We start from the raw sequence: 16,537 nt of genomic DNA on the forward strand, positions 1-16,537 counted from the left end.
CTCGCGGTGCCCTTCACGCTGGACAGGTCCACGTCGTGCTCGGCCGCGAGCTTGCGCACCAGCGGCGTCACGTACGGGCCCTCACCGGGCGCGGTGTCCTGCGCCGGGGCGGCGGGCTGCTGGGACGCCGGGGCCGGAGCCGGGGCGGCCGGCTGCTGCGGCGCGGGCGCGGGGGCCGGCGGAGCGGCGGGCTGCTGCTGCGCGGGCGGCGGCCACGCCGCCGGCGGCGGCGCCTGCTGCTGGGCCTGCTGCTGCGGGGCCTCCTGCTGCGGCTCGGGCTGCGCCGGAGCCTGCTCCTGCGCGGGGGCCTCCTGCGCGGGCGCCTGCTCCTGTGCCGGCGCCGGGGACGGGGCGTCGCCCTCGTCGCCGATGACGGCCAGTTCCGCGCCGACCTCGACGGTCTCGTCCTCGGCGACGGTGATGCTGGTCAGGATGCCCGACGCGGGCGAGGGGATCTCGGTGTCGACCTTGTCGGTCGACACTTCGAGAAGCGGCTCGTCGGTCTCGACGCGCTCACCCTCCTTCTTCAACCAGCGGGTGACGGTGCCCTCGGTGACGCTCTCGCCGAGCTGGGGCATAGTGACGGAGACCGGCATGGCTCTCAGCGACTCCTTAGAGAAATACTGTGCGCGGTTGTTCAGCCGTGCACGTGCAGCGGCTTGCCGGCGAGCGCCAGGTGCGCCTCGCCGACCGCCTCGGACTGGGTCGGGTGGGGGTGGATCAGCTGGGCGACCTCGCTCGGGAGGGCCTCCCAGTTGTAGATGAGCTGGCCCTCGGCGATCAGCTCGCCGACGCGCGCGCCGACCATGTGCAGGCCGAGGACGGGGCCGTCCACGGCCGCGATCACCTTGACCTCGCCCTGCGTGCCCAGGATCTTGCTCTTGGGGTTGCCGGCCAGGTCGTAGGTGACCTCGTTGATCTCGTGCCCGCGCTCGCGGGCCACCGCGGAGGTGATGCCCACCGAGGCGACCTCGGGATCGGAGTAGGTGATGCGCGGCACGCCGTCGTAGTCGATCGGCGCGGGGGCGAGCCCGCCGAGCCGCTCGGCGACGAGGATGCCCTCGGCGAAGCCGACGTGGGCCAGCTGCGGGGTGGCGACCAGGTCGCCGACCGCCGAGATGGTGGGGACGCTGGTGCGGCAGTACTCGTCGACCTTGACGTAGCCGCGCTCCATTTCGACGCCGGCCTCGGCGAGGCCGATGCCGTCGGACACCGGACCGCGGCCGACCGCGACGAGCAGCAGCTCGGCGTCGACGACCTTGCCGCCCTCCAGGGTGACGGAGATGCCGCCCTGCGTGGTCTTGGCGCTCTCGAACCGGGTGCCGAGCTCGAACTTGATGCCGCGCTTGCGGAACGCCCGCTCGAGCCGCTTGGAGCTGGACTCCTCCTCCAGCGGCAGCAGGTGCGGCAGCGCCTCGACGATGGTGACCTCGGCGCCGAACGAGCGCCACACGCTGGCGAACTCGACGCCGATGACGCCGCCGCCGAGGATGACCACCGAGCCGGGGACGTGCTCGAGCCGCAGCGCGTGGTCGCTGGAGATGACGCGCTCGCCGTCGATCTCCAGGCCGGGCAGCGACTTCGGCGCGGACCCGGTGCCGAGCACGATGTGCTGGGCCTCGAGCGAGCGCACCTCGCCGCCGGGCGTGCGGACCTCGACGGTCGTCGGGCCGGCGAGGCGGCCCTCGCCGTGCACGACCTCGATGCCGCGCGACTTGATCAGCCCGGTGAGGCCCTTGACGGTCGTGGAGACGACCTTGTCCTTGTAGGCGTTGACGCCGGCGACGTCGATGCCCTCGAAGACCGCCTTGACGCCGAACCTCGCCGCCTCGCGGGTCTGGTCCGCCACCTCGGCCGCGTGCAGCAGCGCCTTGGTGGGGATGCAGCCCCGGTTGAGGCACGTCCCGCCGAGCGACTCGTCGCGCTCGACCAGCGCGACCGACCTGCCGAGTTCGGCGGCGCGCAGCGCGCACGCGTACCCGCCGCTGCCGGCACCCAGGACCACGATGTCGTAGGGGCCGTTGTTCGCCACTGGACGCTCCCTTTCCCGGAGACGGCGCCGCGCGGCCCGCGGCGCCCTCGGGCGGGGCGGACCTGCAACGGCCCCCACCGCCACGAGAAAATCTATTGTGTCCTGTTCCGGCCGCCTCCGGGCGGCCCCCGTGCAATCCCTACAGGGCCCCGGAGGCGAGGTCCTCGGCGATCTGCACGAGCGTGCGGGTCGCCGCGCCGGTGCCGCCCTTCGGGGTGTAGCCGTAGGCCTCGCCCTGCTGGAACGAGGGGCCGGCGATGTCGAGGTGCGCCCACTTCACGCCGTCCGGCACGAACTCGCGGAGGAAGACGCCCGCGACCAGCATGCCGCCCCAGCGGTCGCCGCTGATGTTGGCGATGTCGGCGACCGACGAGTCGAGCCCCTTGCGCAGCTCGGCCGGCAGCGGCATGCCCCAGGACGCCTCCCCGGCGCGCTCGGCCGCCGCCACCACCTTCTCACGGACGCCGTCGTCGTTGGCCATGACCCCGGTGGTGCGGGTGCCGAGCGCGACCAGCTGCGCGCCGGTCAGCGTCGCCACGTCCACGACCAGGTCGGGGGAGTCCTCGCCGGAGCGGACCAGCGCGTCGGCGAGCACGAGGCGGCCCTCGGCGTCGGTGTTGAGGACCTCGACGGTCTTGCCGCCGTAGATGCGCAGCACGTCGGAGGGGCGCTGGGCGCTGCCGCTCGGCATGTTCTCGGCGATGGCCATGTAGCCGACCACGTTGACCTTCGGGGCCAGCTCGGCGATCGCGGCGAGGGCGCCGAGGACGGCGGCGGCGCCGCCCATGTCGGACTTCATCCAGTCCATGGAGCCGGCCGGCTTCAGCGACAGGCCGCCGGAGTCGAAGGTGATGCCCTTGCCGACCAGCGCGAGCGTCTTGGACGCCTCGGGGTGGGAGTAGGCGAGCCGGACGAGGCGGGGCGGGTTCACCGAGCCCTGCCCGACGCCGGTGAGGCCGCCGTAGCCGCCGTCGACCAGCGCCTTCTCGTCGAGGACCTCGATGCCGAGGCCGCTCTCGCGGGCGACCCGCTCGGCCTCGTTGGCCAGGTCCTCGGGGGTGAGGTCGGACGGCGGGGTGTTGACCAGGTCGCGGACCAGGTTGACCGCGTCGGCCAGCACGCGGGCGCGCTCCACGGCGACGTCGGTGGCGGCGGGGGCGGCGAGCCGGATCTCGGCGACCGGGCTCTTGTGCCCGTCGCCGGTGCGGTAGGAGTCGAAGGAGTAGGCGCCGAGCAGCGCGCCGAGCGCGACGGCCTCGGCCTCGGCGGCGTCCGCGGCGGGCAGCGCGACGGCGACCTTCCCGGAGCCGGCCAGCGCGCGGACGGCGGCGCCGGCGGCGCGGCGCAGGTCCTCGGCGGTGGGGTCCTCGCCCAGGCCGGCGGCGACGACCACCGGGGCGGTGACGGCGCCGAGCGTGGGCACCTTGATGATCTCGCCGGGCTTGCCGGTGGCGCCGAGGGCGCCGAGGGCCGCGGCGAGCCTCCCGTCCAGGGCGCGGTCGAGGTCCTCGGCGCCGGCGGCGGGCGCGGCCCCCGCGTCCGCCGGGACGGCTCCGATCACGATGGCGTCGACGTCGAGGCCGGCCAGGTCTGCGCTGTCAAGTCCGATGCTCGTCACGTAGTCCGATGTTAGTCCTCCCGGTGACCGGTTTCGCCCTTTTGGATCAAGCATTGCCGGGGCCGGAACCTTGCCGCTGCCTGCCGTGATCGCGGTCCGGGCGGTGGCGCCGCACGAAGATCGACCGGCGTGCGGGCCGGGGGTCCGGCCGGCCCGGCCGTGCGGCGGGGGTGGCCGGGCCCCGGCGTGCGGGTGGCGGGACGCCCGGTGCGCGGCGCGTCGGTGCAGGTCACGGGGGTGCCGCGGATTTTCGGGGTGGCGTAGCGGCCGTTCTATTCACCTATTCCCATCGATTTAGTAGGTTATTGCCGTGACCAGGAGAGACGACACCCGCACGGCGGTCCCGCCGGCGCCCGCCGACCCCCGCCGGCCGCGCGCCGAGCGGGCCCGGCAGGTCGCGGACGTGCTGCGCCGCCAGGTGCTCTACGGCGACCTGCGCAGCGGCGCGCTGCCCGCCGAGGCCGAGCTCGCCCGCGAGTTCGGCGCGTCCCGCAACACCGTCCGGGAGGCCCTCGCCCTGCTGCGCGCCGAGGGGCTCATCGAGCGCTGTCCCGGCGTCGGCACGCACGCGGTCGCCGAGAAGTACCCGCACGGCCTGGAGCGGCTGCTCGGCCTCGCCGAGACGCTGCGCGAGCACGGCGAGGTCGCCAACGAGGTCCGCATGACGGGGCTGCTCACCCCGTCCCGCGAGGTCGCCTCCCGGCTGCGGCTGCCCGCGGGGGAGCAGGTCGTCTACATCGAGCGGATCCGGCGGCTGAACGGGCTGCCGCTCTCGCTCGACCTCACCTACATCCCGCGCGACCTCGGCGAGCCGCTGCTGGCCGAGGACCTGGTCCGCAACGACATCTTCGTCCTGCTCGAACGCATCGCCGGCCGGCCGCTCGGCCGCGCCGAGGTGACGCTGGAGGCGGTCAACGCCGACCCGCACTCCGCCGCCACCCTCGACGCGCCGCGCGGCGCCGCCCTGCTGATGCTCGAACGCCTCACCCACCTGTCGGACGGGCGCCCCGTGGACCTGGAGTTCATCCGCTTCCGCGGCGACCGGATCACGATGAGCGGCTCCATGAACCGCGCCTGAGCCCTTCCCCGGCCCCGCCCCAGCCCCGCACCCCCTGGAGGAACGCATGTCCCTCGTGGAGAACCGCGCCGACGTCCCCGTGACGGTGGACGAGGCGCTCTGCATCGACGGCTGCACGCTGTGCATCGACGTCTGCCCGCTGGACGCCCTGGCCGTCCACCCGGAGACCGGCAAGGCGTACATGCACGTGGACGAGTGCTGGTACTGCGGGCCGTGCGCCGACCGCTGCCCGACCGGGGCCGTGACCATCGACATGCCGTACCTGCTGCGATGAGGACCCGACCGATGAACCCGATGAAGACGACCCTCGCGGCGGGCGCCGCCCTCGTCCCGCTCCTGGCCGGCTGCACCGTCGCCGGGAACGCCGCCGACGGCGGCGGCTCGGGGCGGATCGTCGTGGGGTACCAGTCCAAGACCATCAACACCGTCACCGCCGGGACGCTGCTGCGCTCGCTCGGCTACTTCGAGAAGCGGCTGAAGGCCCTCGGGAAGCAGGACGGCGAGAAGTACTCGGTCGTGTGGCGCGACTACGACACGGGTGCGCCGATCACCGCGCAGATGCTCGCCGGGAAGATCGACATCGGTTCGATGGGCGACTACCCGCTGCTGATCAACGGGTCGCGGGCGCAGGCGCAGGGCGGCGACGCGAAGACCTCGTGGGTGTCGGTGACCGGCTACAACATGCGCGGGTCGCTGAACGGCGTGGTCGTCGCGCCGGGCTCGAAGGCGCGGACGCTGCGCGACCTCAAGGGCGAGACGGTCTCGACGAGCGTCGGCTCGGCCGGGCACGGCACGTTCGTCCAGGCGGCCCGCGAGTACGGCCTCGATCCGGCCAAGGACGTCAAGGTCGAGAACCAGCAGCCCACGGTGGGCGCGTCGGCGCTGCAGTCGGGCAGCGCGGCGGCGTTCGCCCAGTTCGTCGCATGGCCGGGCCTCCTGGTGAACAAGGGGCAGGCTCGGCTGCTCTATGACGGCGGCCAGCTTGACGTGCCGACCTTCCACGGCGTGGTGGTGCGCAACCAGTTCGCCGAGAAGAACGGCAAGGTGCTGGACGCGTTCCTGCGCGCGCAGATCGACGCGACGAACTACCTGCACCAGCACCCCTTGGAGGCGGCCGAATCGGTGGCGTCCACGACCGGGCTGCCCGCCGAGACCGTGTACCTCTACAACGGCGCGGGCGGCGTCGCCACGTTCGACACGACCATCAAGCAGGGACTCAAGGACGCGTTCGTGCACGACGTCCCGTTCCTGAAGTCGATCGGGGTCATCCAGACGCCCTTGGACGTCGGGCCCTTCATCAACGACTCCTACATCAGGAAGGCGTACGGCGTCTCCTATGACCACGACGCCGCGTCCACCGCGAACCCCGCCGCCATCACCGGGACGGACGAGGTGTGCAAGACCAAGGTGGACGACCCGAAGACCGCGGGCGAGGTGTGGATTGAGGGCGATAACAAGACGCGCCCTGTGGCCGACCCCGTCTGCCTGCTGAAGAACGTGCGCGCGCTACAGGGGGAGGGCAAGCGGCTCAGGGCCGTCTACATCCCCGACGCCACGACCGGCACCCGCTGGTTCGCCGACAAGGACGTGTGGGTCGAGGACCCATCCGCCAAGGCGGACCAGCGGTTCAAGCCGTTCGCGACGGACGAGGGCGCGCGGAAGTACATCGCGTCCCACTCCGGCGCCAAGGCCGTCACCTATGGCGAGGCGGTGAAGAACGCGTGAGCCGCCTGCTCCGCTGGCCCGTCCGGGCCGCGTCCCTCCTGGCCGCGCTCGCGGTGTGGCAGGTGCTGACCGCCGCGAACGTCCGGCTGTGGGTCCGGTTCGACCGGTTCCCCGGCCCGGCGGACGTGCTGCACGAGTTCGGCCGGCAGGCCGGGCACGGCCAGTACTGGCAGGACGTCGCGCAGAGCCTCGTCCGCATCCTCACCGGGTTCGCGCTCGCCGCCGTCCTCGGCGTCGCGGCGGGCGTCGCCACCGCCCGGTCCCGCTGGGCGGGCGACCTGCTGCAGCCGCTGTTCGAGGTCGCCCGGCCGATCCCGGCGATCGCGCTGGTGCCGGTCGCGATCCTGCTGTTCCCCGCGAACGAGCAGGGCATCGTGTTCATCACCTTCGCCGCCGCGTTCTTCCCCGTCCTGGTCGGCACCCGGCACGCGGTGAAGGCGCTGCCGGTCGTGTGGGAGGACGCCGTCCGGACGCTCGGCGGCAGCCGGGCCCGGGTGCTGCTCCAGGTCGTGCTGCCGGGGATCCTGCCCGGCGTGTTCGGCGGCCTGTCCATCGGGATGGGCGTCGCGTGGATCTGCGTGATCTCCGCCGAGATGATCTCCGGCGACTTCGGCGTCGGCTACCGCACCTGGCAGGCGTACACGATCGTCGACTACCCCGGCGTGCTCGTCGGGATGGCCACCATCGGGCTGCTCGGCTACCTCACCTCCGCCGCCGTGGAGCTGGCGGGCCGCAGGCTGACGCGCTGGCTGCCGAGGGAGGACCGCTCATGACCGGGCTCGAACTGCGGGCCGAGGACGTCGCGCTCGGCTATGGCGGCCGGGCCGTCGTCACCGGCCTCGACCTGACCGCCGAGGCAGGCGAGGTCCTCGCCGTGCTGGGGCCGTCCGGGTGCGGGAAGTCCACGCTGCTGCGCGCGTTCGCCGGGCTGCTGCCCGCCGCGTCCGGGCGCGTCCTCGCCGGCGGGGAGCCCGTCACCGGGCCGTCCGCGGACCGCGCCCTGATGTTCCAGGACGACGCGCTGCTGCCGTGGCGGACCGCGCGCCGCAACGTCGAGCTGGCGCTGTCGCTGCGCGGCGTCCGGCGGGCGGAGCGGCGCGCGGCCGCGGACCGCTGGCTGGAGCGGGTCGGCCTCGGCGACGCCGCGGGGCGGCTGCCGCGCGAGCTGTCCGGCGGGATGCGCCAGCGCGTCCAGCTCGCCCGCACGCTCGCCGCCGGGCCCCGCGCGATCCTCATGGACGAGCCGTTCGGCGCGCTCGACGCGCAGACCCGCGCGAGCATGCAGCGGCTGCTCCTCGACGTCATCGCCGACGCGCCCGCGACCGTCGTGTTCGTCACCCACGACGTGGACGAGGCGCTGCTGATCGGCCACCGGATCGCCGTCCTCGGGACCGGCGGCGTCACGGCGCGGTTCCCCGCCGGCGCCTCCCGCGACGAGGTCCTGGCGGCGCTCGGGGCGCGCACCGACACCAAGGAGACCGTGTGATGGAGATCCCCGCCGCGACCGAGCGGCGCGAGCTGAGCGCCGACGTGCTGGTGATCGGCGGCGGCACCGCCGGGACGATGGCCGCGATCACCGCGGCCGAGCACGGCGCGTCCGTGCTGCTGCTGGAGAAGGCGCACGTCCGGCACTCCGGCGCCCTCGCCATGGGCATGGACGGCGTGAACAACGCGGTCATCCCGGGCAAGGCGACGCCGGAGGACTACGTCGCCGAGATCACCCGCGCCAACGACGGCATCGTGAACCAGCGGACCGTCCACCAGACCGCCACGCGCGGGTTCGCGATGGTGAAGCGGCTCGAGAAGTACGGCGTGAAGTTCGAGAAGGACGAGCACGGCGAGTACGCGGTGCGGCGCGTCCACCGGTCCGGTTCCTACGTGCTGCCGATGCCGGAGGGCAAGGACGTCAAGAAGGTGCTGTACCGGGTGCTGCGGCAGCGGTCCATCCGGGAGAAGGTGACGATCGAGAACCGCGTGATGCCGGTGCGCGTCCTGACGTCCGGTGGCCGGGCGGTGGGCGCGGTCGGGTTCGACACCCGCGGCGGCGAGTTCGTCACCGTGTCGGCCGGCGCGGTGATCCTCGCGACCGGCGCGTGCGGACGGCTCGGCCTGCCCGCGTCCGGCTACCTGTACGGGACGTACGAGAACCCGACCAACGCGGGCGACGGGTACGCGATGGCCTACCACGCGGGCGCCGAGCTGAGCGGCATCGAGTGCTTCCAGATCAACCCGCTGATCAAGGACTACAACGGGCCCGCCTGCGCCTACGTCGCCAACCCGTTCGGCGGCTACCAGGTGAACGCCGAGGGCACCCGGTTCGTCGACTGCGACTACTGGTCCGGGCAGATGATGTCCGAGGTCAAACGGGAGATCGACTCGGCGCGCGGGCCGATCTACCTCAAGCTCACGCACCTGCCGGACGAGACGCTGACCGCCCTCGAAGGCATCCTGCACAGCACCGAGCGGCCGACCCGCGGCACGTTCCACGCGGGCCGCGGCCACGACTACCGCACCCACGACGTGGAGATGCACATCTCCGAGATCGGGCTGTGCGGCGGGCACTCGGCGTCCGGCGTCTGGGTCGACGAGAACGCCCGCACGACCGTCCCCGGCCTGTACGCGGCGGGCGACCTCGCGTGCGTGCCGCACAACTACATGATCGGCGCGTTCGTGTTCGGCGACCTCGCGGGCGCGCACGCGTCCGCGCATCTCGGCACGCCCGGCGCGCTGCCGGAGGACCAGATCCGGGCCGCGCACGAGCTGATCTACCGGCCGCTGCGCAACCCCGGCGGCCCGCCGCAGCCGCAGGTCGAGTACAAGCTGCGCCGGTTCGTCAACGACTACGTCGCGCCGCCGAAGACGCGGACCAGGCTCGACATCGCCGTCGAGACGTTCACGCGGATGGAGACCGAGATCGCCGCGATGGGCGCGCGGACCCCGCACGAGCTGATGCGCTGCGCCGAGGTCACGTTCATCCGCGACTGCGCCGAGATGGCCGCCCGGTCGTCCCTCACCCGCACCGAGAGCCGCTGGGGCCTCTACCACGACCGCGCCGACCTGCCCGAACGCGACGACGCCGAGTGGATGTTCCACCTCAACCTGCGGCGCCGCGACGACGGCGCGATGGAGTTCGTCAAGCGGCCGGTCGCGCCCTACCTGGTGCCGGTCGAGGAGTTCACCGTCCCGGAGGGCGCCGAGCCGCAGGTGCTCGCCGCGGCGTCCGCCGCGCGGGTCGCGGTCGCGGCCCGCCCGGCCGCGGGGACCCGTCCGGCGCCCGCGGTCGGACGGTCCCCGCGGCTCCTGGAGCTGCAGCGGCTCGCCGAGACCGAACCGGACGTCGGCGCGGTCGCCGCCTACCTGTCCGATCCCGACCCGAAGGTGCGGCGCGCCGCCGTCGCCACCCTCACCGAGGTCGCCCCGGACGGCGTCGCCGGCGCCCTCGCCACCGCGCTCCGCGACTCGCACGGTTCGGTGCGGCACGCCGCCGCGACGGCGCTGCGCGAACTCGTGGAGGTGCTGCCGGCCACCGGGGACGTCCGGGACGCGCTGAGCGGCGCCCTGGACGTCCCGGACGCGCAGGTGCGGGCCGCGGTCCTGGACGTCCTGCGCGCGCTCCGCCTCGGCGGCACCGGCGTGTTCGCCGGCGCGCTCGGCGACCCCGACCACCGCGTCCGGCTCCAGGCCGTCCGCGGGCTGGTCGCGCACGACGCGGCGGACGGGGTCGCGCGGGCGGCCGGCGACGCGTCCCGCGAAGTGCGGATCGCCGTCGCGCACGGGCTCGGCACGATCGGCGACCCGGCGGCGTCCGGTGCCCTCGGCCGCCTCGTCGAGGACGCCGACGACCTCGTCCGCGCCGCCGCGTTCGAGGCGCTCGCGGGCGTCGGCTGCCCGCCGCCGCTGGACGCCGCGGCGGCCGCGGCGCTGCACTACCCGGCGTGGCAGGTCCGCGCCGGCGCCGCGCGGGGCCTCGCCGGGGCCGATCCGGAGGCCGCGTCCGTCCCGCTGGTCAAGGCGCTGGACGACCCGCACCTCGACGTCCGCAAGGCCGCCGTGATCGCGCTGTCGGCGCAGCCGCGCACCGCCGAGACGATCGAGGCGCTGAGCGCGGCCAGGTCCGACCCGGACGCCGACGTCCGCGCCTACGCCCGCCGGGCCCTCAGCCCCTGACGGCCGCCAGGGCGAGGAGGGCGGCGGTCGTGGCGATCTCCACGAGCGCGCCGAGGACGTCGCCGGTGACGCCGCCGAGCCGCCGGACGGCGTGCCGGAGCATCAGCAGCGCGGCGGCCACGCCGATCGCGACCGCCGCGAGCCCGTGCAGGGCGCCGCCGAGGCCGCCGGACGCCGCTCCGGCGGCCCCGGCGGCGGCCAGGACCGCCGCGGTCGCGACGAGCGCGCCGCGCGCCGGGACGGTGCCCGCGACCAGCGCCCCGAGCCCGCCCGGGCGGGCCGCCGGGACGCCCTCCCGGCACGCCCACGGCAGCGCCAGCCGGCCCGTCACCCCGGCGATCAGCGCGGCGACCGCGGCGTGCGGCGCCGACGCCAGCGCCGCGACCTGGACCAGCACGACGAGCAGCAGCGTCACCACGCCGAACGGGCCGATGTCCGACCGCTTCATGATCGCGAGCGCGTCGGCGGCGGGCCGGCCGCTGCCCAGGCCGTCGGCGAGGTCGGCGAGGCCGTCCAGGTGCAGCGCGCGGGTGAGCACCGCCGCCGCACCGACCGCGAGCGCGGCGGCGAGCAGCCCGGACAGGTCCAGTGCCTCGCCCAGCAGCAGCACGAGCGCCGCCGCCCCGCCGGTGATCAGACCGACGAGCGGCGCCGCCAGCATCGCCGCGCGGCCCGTGTCCCGGCCCACCTCGGGCGTGCGCAGCGGCACGATCGTCAGCAGCGTCACGGCCAGCCGCAGCCCAGCCCCGGCGGCCCTCACGGCAGCTCCGCGACGCGGCCCGCCACCACCAGCGCCGCCTCCTCCGACTCGGCGGCGAGCCGCTGGTTGACCAGCCCGAGCATGTCGCGGAACGCCCGCCCCGACGGCGTCGCCGGCACCAGCGACAGCCCCACCTCGTCCGACACCGCGACCACCCGCGCCGCGGTGCCGCGCCACGCCTCGACCAGCGCGTCCAGGGCGGGCAGCACGCGCGGCGGGTCGTCCCAGGCGCCCGCCTCGTCCATCGCCGCGGCCAGCCACGTCCCGATCCCGTCGACCAGGACGGCCCCGGACGCCGATGCCAGCACGTCCGCCAGATCGGTCGTCTCGGCCGTCCGCCACCAGGCCGGACGGCGGTGCCGGTGCGCCTCGACCCGCGCGCTCCACTCCGGGTCGTCGTCGCGGACCGGGCCCGTCGCCACGTAGAGGACGTCGGGGGAGCCCGCGAGCCGCAGCTCGGCCTCCGCCGACTTGCCCGACCGCGAGCCGCCCAGGAGCAGTGTCCGGAACGGGCCGTCCTGCGGCAGCAGCCAGAACGACATGCGCCGTTCCAGCTCCGCCGTGGACGTCATCCGATGGTCCACGTGGACGGCGATGACGCGCGTTCCGGCCGTCACAGCGCCGGCACGGCGCAGGTGACCGAGATGTTCGGGGGAGCCCGCCAGGTCGAGAAGGACGGCGTCGTATCCCACGCCGGGCACGGGTTCCGGCTTGGCGCCCGGCCCGGACGCCATCAGCGCCCGGCCCCCGCCGGGAGCCGTCACGTCGCGCCCGCCCGGGACCTCCGTGAACGGAAGATCGTCCACGGGAACGCCGTCGAGGAGCACATTGGCCGGTTCGTGCCGCACCCCGGCGGCGCGGAGCCGCCCGCAGGACGCGCAGCGGCAGCCGTCCGCGGGCCAGCCGCCCGGCGCGGCGATACCGCGGAGTTCGATGTCCATAACGGTCCGAAACTCTACGGGCCCGCCTGTATACGCTCACCTGGAAGGATCACCACCTCCCGGCAGAAGGAGAGACCCCCGGTGGGCAACCCCCCGACCCCGCCCTGGCCCGGCCAGGGGCCGCAGCCGCCCTACGGACCCCCTCCCGTGCCGCCGAACGCCCCCGGCCCCATGCCGCCGGGCGCCATGCCACCGGGCGCCGGCGCGATGCCGCCCGGCGCGCAGCCCTGGCAGCCCGGCCCGCCGCCCCCGCCCCGCCGCGGCCCCGGCCTGCTGATCGCGCTGATCGGCGGCGGCCTGGCGGTGGTCCTCGTCGCGGTCGCGGCCGTCGTCCTGCTCACCCGGGGCAAGGACGGCGGGGACGGCGGCGGATCGGACGGCACGAGCCTGCAGGCCGGCAAGATCGCCGGCGGCGCGGAGGCGGTCCCGAACCCCGACGGAAGCCTCACCATGGCCAGGCCCGGCGTCACGTCCCCGGTCGTCGACATCTACGAGGACTTCTCCTGCCCGCCCTGCGGCAACTTCGACCGGAGCAACGACCCGATGCTCAAGCAGGTGGCCGTGGCGGGCGAGGCCAAGGTCGTGTTCCACCCGATGGTCATCTTCGGCGCGGGCCGCGAGCCGCAGCACGGCAACTCGGTGCGGGCCGCGTCCGCGCTGCGCTGCGTCCGCGAGGGGGCGCGCTGGCTGTCCTACCAGGACGCCCTGTACGCGCACCAGCCGTCCGAGAGCACCGAGGGATACGCCACCTCGGACCTGCTCGCCTGGGCCGCGCCGCTCGGCCTCACCGGGGACGACTTCAAGAAGTGCGTCAGCGGCCGGCGGTACGCCTCGGACGTGGCGAGCGTCAGCCAGTCCTACATCTCGTCCGGGATCCAGGGGACGCCGTCCGTGCGCGTGAACGGCAGGCTGCTCGCCTCGTCCGACGTCCAGACCCCGGACGCCCTGCGGCGCGCCATCGAGGCCGCCTCCTGACCGGAACGGCTAGTCTCACCCGCGACGAGGGAGGTCGAGCGCGATGGCGTGGAGCTGGCGTTTGGAGAAGGCCGACGGCGGGACGGTCGGCACGTCCGAGGAGACCTTCTCCACCCAGTCGGACGCGGAGAGCTGGCTGGGCGAGAACTGGCGGGGCCTGCGCACCGGTGAGGTCGACAAGGTGACGCTGCTGGACGGCGAGACCGTCGTCTACGGGATGAGCCTGCAAGACCCGGAGTGACGCGGGCCCGCCCGGCAGGGGCGGGACGCGCGCCGGAGGGGCGGCCGCCCCTCCGGCGCGCCCCGGCTCACGGGCGGGTGCGCGGGCTGACGGTCTTGGCGGCGTCGCGGATCACGGCGTCGCCGAGCACGTCGTCGATGCGCTTCAGCACGTCCGCGTCCAGTTTCACCCCGGCCGCCCTGACGTTGTCGGCGACCTGCTCCGGACGCGACGCGCCGACGATCGCGGCCGACACGTTCGGGTTCTGCAGCGTCCACGCGATCGCCAGCTGCGCCATCGACAGCCCGAGGTCGTCGGCGATCGGCTTCAGGTTCTGCACGCGGGTCAGCAGGTCGTCGTTCAGGTAGCGCCTGATCATGTCGGCGCCGCCCTTGTCGTCGGTGGCGCGCGACCCCTCCGGCAGCGGCTGGCCCGGCTTGTACTTGCCGGTCAGCACGCCCTGCGCGATCGGCGACCAGACGATCTGGCCGATCCCCTCGCGCTCGGACAGCGGGACGACCTCCTCCTCGATGACCCGCCACAGCATCGAGTACTGCGGCTGGCTCGAGACGATCCGGTCGAAGCCCATCTCATCGGCGATCTTGAGGGCGCGCTCGATCTCCTCGGCGCGCCACTCCGACACGCCGACGTACAGCACCTTGCCCTGCCGGACGAGGTCGTCGAACGCGCGGAGGGTCTCCTCCAGCGGCGTCTCGTTGTCGAACCGGTGGGCCTGGTAGAGGTCCACGTAGTCGGTGCCGAGGCGGCGCAGCGAGCCGTTGACCGACTCCATGATGTGCTTGCGGGACAGGCCCCGGTCGTTCGGGCCGGGCCCGGTGGGCCAGTAGACCTTCGTGAAGATCTCCAGCCCCTCGCGGCGCTGCCCCTTGAGCGCCCGTCCGAGGACCTCCTCGGCGCGCGTCCCGGCGTAGACGTCCGCGGTGTCGAAGGTGGTGATCCCCTCGTCGAGGGCCGCCCGCACGCACGCGCGCGCCGCGTCCTCCTCGACCTGGGAGCCGTGGGTGAGCCAGTTGCCGTACGCGATCTCGCTGATCTTCAGACCGCTCCGGCCCAGGTATCGGAACTCCATGCCCCCGACCCTAGCCCCGCGGAGATCACCGCCGGTGCGGCCGGGCGCCCCGCACGGGAACGGTCCAGGCGCGCCGGAACCGGCCGGACGCGCCGGGACGAGCCCGGACCGTCAGATCCTGTCCTTCTCGCCGATCTTCACCTGCGGGCCCGGCACGCGCAGCCGGCGGATCTGCATGGCGCGCATCGCCGCGTACAGCCCGACGCCCTTGGTGTCCTCGTCCGGGTGCCGCTCGGCGGCGAGTTTCTTGACGCCCCGGCTCAGCAGCAGCCCCTCGCCGAACACCACGACCAGCAGCAGCGGCGGCGCGAACAGCACCAGCAGCTTGGCCGCCGGGATCGGCAGCAGGCTCAGCAGCACGATCGCGAACATCGCGTACATCAGGTACGAGCCGACGGTGCGGCGCGCGTCGACGTAGTTGCGCGCGAGCCGCCGGACGGGGCCCTTGTCGCGCTTGAGGAGGTACTTCTCCTCGCCCCTGGCCATGCCGGCGCGCGCCCGCTCGCGCTCCGTCGACTGCCGCGCCCGCACCTTCTTGTAGGCCTCCTTGCGGGTGGCCGGTGCGGTGATCGGCTGACGGCGGCGCTTCTCGGACTCGCTCCGCTTCGGCGTGGGCCGCCCCTTGCCTCCCTGCTTCGGCGTTACTACCTGAGGAGGATTCGGCGGGGCTTCCGGGGTACGACGCTTGAACACGGGGTCAGCCTACCGGCTGCGAACATCGTGGCTGCCTCGCGCGTTAACGCGTAGGGTGATAAGAACCCCAGCAGTGGTCATTGAGCCCAGTATGCGACTGAGGCGACAGCACGAAGGGACCGGCGCCGCGCGATGAGCGTGATGAAAAGAATGTCGATGATCTTCAAGGCCAAGGCCAACAAGGCCCTGGACCGGGCCGAGGATCCTCGCGAGACGCTCGACTACTCCTACCAGCGCCAGCTGGAGATGCTGCAGAAGGTCCGTCGGGGGGTCGCCGACGTCGCCACCTCGCGCAAGCGTCTCGAGCTGCAGATCAACCAGCTCGAGCAGCAGCAGAACAAGCTGACCGACCAGGGCAAGAAGGCGCTGCAGGTCGGCCGCGAGGACCTCGCCCGCGAGGCGCTGACCCGCCGGTCCGGGCTGGACTCCCAGCTCAACGACCTGCGCGCGCAGTACCAGCAGCTGCAGGGCGAGGAGGAGAAGCTCACGCTCGCCTCCCAGCGGCTGCAGGCCAAGGTCGACTCCTTCCGCACCCGCAAGGAGACGATCAAGGCGACGTACACCGCCGCCGAGGCGCAGACCAAGATCAACGAGGCGTTCTCCGGCATCTCCGAGGAGATGGGCGACGTCGGCCTGGCGATCCAGCGCGCCGAGGAGAAGACCGAGAACATGAAGGCGCGCGCCGGCGCCATCGACGAGCTGCTCGCCTCCGGCGCGCTCGAGGACTTCTCCGGCCCCCGCGACGACATCCAGGCCGAGCTCGACCGGATGGGCTCCGGTCCCGGCGTCGACCTCGAGCTGGAGCGGCTGAAGGCCGAACTCGGCCAGGGCCCCGCGCCCAAGGAGCTGAACCAGGGCTCGCCGACCGCGCAGCCGCAGCAGCAGCAGCACGACACCCCGCAGCAGGCCCCGTGGCCGCAGCAGCCCGGGGGTGCGCAGTGATCGTCCGCCTGATGGGCGAGGGGCAGCTGGACGTCGCCGACGGCGACCTGGCCGCGCTCAACTCCCTCGACGGCGAGCTCGAGTCGGCCATCGAGGCCGGCGACGAGACGGCGTTCCGCGCCGCCCTGCACGCCCTGCTGGAGAGCGTGCGCAAGGTCGGCAAGCCGCTGCCGGCCGACAGCCTGGCCCCCTCGGAGCTGATCCTGCCGCCGGCGGACGCGGCGATCGACGAGGTCAAGGCCATGCTCGGCGACGAGGGGCTGATCCCGGACTAGACCCCTGGCCGCCCGGACGGG

At 74.0% G+C, this 16,537-nt stretch carries 17 protein-coding genes; 10 read left to right on the forward strand and 7 right to left on the reverse strand.

Translation table 11 applies throughout. From position 1 onward, the window contains the following. The 3 genes from J4709_RS29775 to J4709_RS29785 form a co-directional block, all read right to left on the reverse strand. Window positions 1-596: biotin/lipoyl-containing protein (locus tag J4709_RS29775; RefSeq protein WP_208245338.1), on the reverse strand; the 596-nt coding region annotated here is incomplete at its 3' end. A gap of 41 nt (window positions 597-637) precedes the next feature. Next, the gene (gene lpdA, locus J4709_RS29780) at window positions 638-2,032 is read right to left on the reverse strand and encodes a dihydrolipoyl dehydrogenase (protein WP_208245340.1); all 1,395 of its coding nucleotides are present in this window, start codon (window positions 2,030-2,032) and stop codon (window positions 638-640) included. Window positions 2,033-2,171: 139 nt separating this feature from the next. Further along, window positions 2,172-3,704 carry a leucyl aminopeptidase gene (locus J4709_RS29785; RefSeq protein ID WP_208245343.1) on the reverse strand — a complete coding sequence of 511 codons (1,533 nt, stop codon included), beginning with the start codon at window positions 3,702-3,704 and terminating at the stop codon, window positions 2,172-2,174. A 256-nt stretch (window positions 3,705-3,960) separates the two neighbouring features. On the opposite strand from J4709_RS29785, the gene J4709_RS55815 reads away from it, so the two are divergent. The 6 genes from J4709_RS55815 to J4709_RS29815 are packed head-to-tail and all read left to right on the forward strand — an operon-like array spanning window position 3,961 to window position 10,620. Then, window positions 3,961-4,728, forward strand: a complete 768-nt coding sequence (locus J4709_RS55815; protein ID WP_208245344.1) for a GntR family transcriptional regulator — start codon at window positions 3,961-3,963, stop codon at window positions 4,726-4,728. A gap of 46 nt (window positions 4,729-4,774) precedes the next feature. Continuing rightward, window positions 4,775-5,002, forward strand: a complete 228-nt coding sequence (locus J4709_RS29795; protein ID WP_151593689.1) for a 4Fe-4S dicluster domain-containing protein — start codon at window positions 4,775-4,777, stop codon at window positions 5,000-5,002. Between the two features lie 11 nt (window positions 5,003-5,013). Then, on the forward strand, window positions 5,014-6,453 hold the full coding sequence (locus J4709_RS29800) for an ABC transporter substrate-binding protein (RefSeq protein WP_232384219.1): 1,440 nt from the start codon (window positions 5,014-5,016) through the stop codon (window positions 6,451-6,453). Further along, complete coding sequence (locus tag J4709_RS29805; protein ID WP_208245346.1) at window positions 6,450-7,226, forward strand: ABC transporter permease; 777 nt, start codon at window positions 6,450-6,452, stop codon at window positions 7,224-7,226. Before J4709_RS29800 ends, J4709_RS29805 begins: the two co-directional genes overlap by 4 nt. After that, a complete protein-coding gene (locus J4709_RS29810; RefSeq protein ID WP_208245357.1) occupies window positions 7,223-7,939 on the forward strand; it encodes an ABC transporter ATP-binding protein in 717 nt (238 codons plus the stop codon). Before J4709_RS29805 ends, J4709_RS29810 begins: the two co-directional genes overlap by 4 nt. Next, entirely contained in the window at window positions 7,939-10,620 is a 2,682-nt protein-coding gene (locus J4709_RS29815) for a fumarate reductase/succinate dehydrogenase flavoprotein subunit (protein WP_208245359.1), read from the forward strand. The genes J4709_RS29810 and J4709_RS29815 overlap by 1 nt, the downstream gene beginning before the upstream one ends. Here the strand turns inward: J4709_RS29815 and J4709_RS29820 are convergent. Then, on the reverse strand, window positions 10,610-11,380 hold the full coding sequence (locus J4709_RS29820) for an adenosylcobinamide-GDP ribazoletransferase (protein ID WP_307801646.1): 771 nt from the start codon (window positions 11,378-11,380) through the stop codon (window positions 10,610-10,612). The genes J4709_RS29815 and J4709_RS29820 overlap by 11 nt on opposite strands. After that, window positions 11,377-12,321: a bifunctional adenosylcobinamide kinase/adenosylcobinamide-phosphate guanylyltransferase gene (locus tag J4709_RS29825; protein ID WP_208245360.1), complete on the reverse strand. Its 945-nt coding sequence runs from the start codon at window positions 12,319-12,321 to the stop codon at window positions 11,377-11,379. The genes J4709_RS29820 and J4709_RS29825 overlap by 4 nt, the downstream gene beginning before the upstream one ends. Before the next feature lie 81 nt (window positions 12,322-12,402). Between J4709_RS29825 and J4709_RS55820 the strand changes: the two genes are divergently transcribed. Together J4709_RS55820 and J4709_RS29835 are read left to right on the forward strand one after the other, a co-directional pair. Beyond that, entirely contained in the window at window positions 12,403-13,296 is an 894-nt protein-coding gene (locus tag J4709_RS55820; protein WP_208245362.1) for a DsbA family protein, read from the forward strand. A gap of 43 nt (window positions 13,297-13,339) precedes the next feature. Further along, a complete protein-coding gene (locus J4709_RS29835) occupies window positions 13,340-13,537 on the forward strand; it encodes a hypothetical protein (protein ID WP_208245364.1) in 198 nt (65 codons plus the stop codon). A gap of 67 nt (window positions 13,538-13,604) precedes the next feature. Here the strand turns inward: J4709_RS29835 and J4709_RS29840 are convergent, their stop codons facing one another. Both J4709_RS29840 and J4709_RS29845 read right to left on the reverse strand, forming a co-directional pair. Then, window positions 13,605-14,606, reverse strand: coding sequence for an aldo/keto reductase family protein (locus tag J4709_RS29840; protein ID WP_208245372.1), 1,002 nt, complete (start codon window positions 14,604-14,606; stop codon window positions 13,605-13,607). A 111-nt stretch (window positions 14,607-14,717) separates the two neighbouring features. Next, window positions 14,718-15,299, reverse strand: a complete 582-nt coding sequence (locus J4709_RS29845; RefSeq protein WP_208245374.1) for a DUF3043 domain-containing protein — start codon at window positions 15,297-15,299, stop codon at window positions 14,718-14,720. Window positions 15,300-15,431: 132 nt separating this feature from the next. On the opposite strand from J4709_RS29845, the gene J4709_RS29850 reads away from it, so the two are divergent. Both J4709_RS29850 and pspAA read left to right on the forward strand, forming a co-directional pair. Continuing rightward, window positions 15,432-16,241: a PspA/IM30 family protein gene (locus J4709_RS29850; RefSeq protein WP_208245377.1), complete on the forward strand. Its 810-nt coding sequence runs from the start codon at window positions 15,432-15,434 to the stop codon at window positions 16,239-16,241. Then, complete coding sequence (pspAA, locus tag J4709_RS29855) at window positions 16,238-16,516, forward strand: PspA-associated protein PspAA (protein WP_173099882.1); 279 nt, start codon at window positions 16,238-16,240, stop codon at window positions 16,514-16,516. The genes J4709_RS29850 and pspAA overlap by 4 nt, the downstream gene beginning before the upstream one ends. Window positions 16,517-16,537: the final 21 nt, after the last annotated feature.

Origin of the sequence: Actinomadura violacea (genome assembly GCF_017573465.1) — a bacterium.
Classification (GTDB): Bacteria; Actinomycetota; Actinomycetes; order Streptosporangiales; family Streptosporangiaceae; genus Spirillospora; species Spirillospora violacea.

What these genes read in the sequence shown, in the direction of transcription:
- J4709_RS29835 (WP_208245364.1), top strand. Translation starts at nt 13,340, where the DNA reads ATGGCGTGGAGCTGGCGTTTGGAGAAGGCCGACGGCGGGACGGTCGGC.
- J4709_RS29800 (WP_232384219.1), top strand. Translation starts at nt 5,014, where the DNA reads ATGAACCCGATGAAGACGACCCTCGCGGCGGGCGCCGCCCTCGTCCCG.
- J4709_RS29810 (WP_208245357.1), top strand. Translation starts at nt 7,223, where the DNA reads ATGACCGGGCTCGAACTGCGGGCCGAGGACGTCGCGCTCGGCTATGGC.
- J4709_RS29840 (WP_208245372.1), bottom strand. Translation starts at nt 14,606, where the DNA reads ATGGAGTTCCGATACCTGGGCCGGAGCGGTCTGAAGATCAGCGAGATC.
- J4709_RS29785 (WP_208245343.1), bottom strand. Translation starts at nt 3,704, where the DNA reads ATGCTTGATCCAAAAGGGCGAAACCGGTCACCGGGAGGACTAACATCG.
- J4709_RS29815 (WP_208245359.1), top strand. Translation starts at nt 7,939, where the DNA reads ATGGAGATCCCCGCCGCGACCGAGCGGCGCGAGCTGAGCGCCGACGTG.
- J4709_RS29850 (WP_208245377.1), top strand. Translation starts at nt 15,432, where the DNA reads ATGAGCGTGATGAAAAGAATGTCGATGATCTTCAAGGCCAAGGCCAAC.
- J4709_RS29825 (WP_208245360.1), bottom strand. Translation starts at nt 12,321, where the DNA reads ATGGACATCGAACTCCGCGGTATCGCCGCGCCGGGCGGCTGGCCCGCG.
- J4709_RS29795 (WP_151593689.1), top strand. Translation starts at nt 4,775, where the DNA reads ATGTCCCTCGTGGAGAACCGCGCCGACGTCCCCGTGACGGTGGACGAG.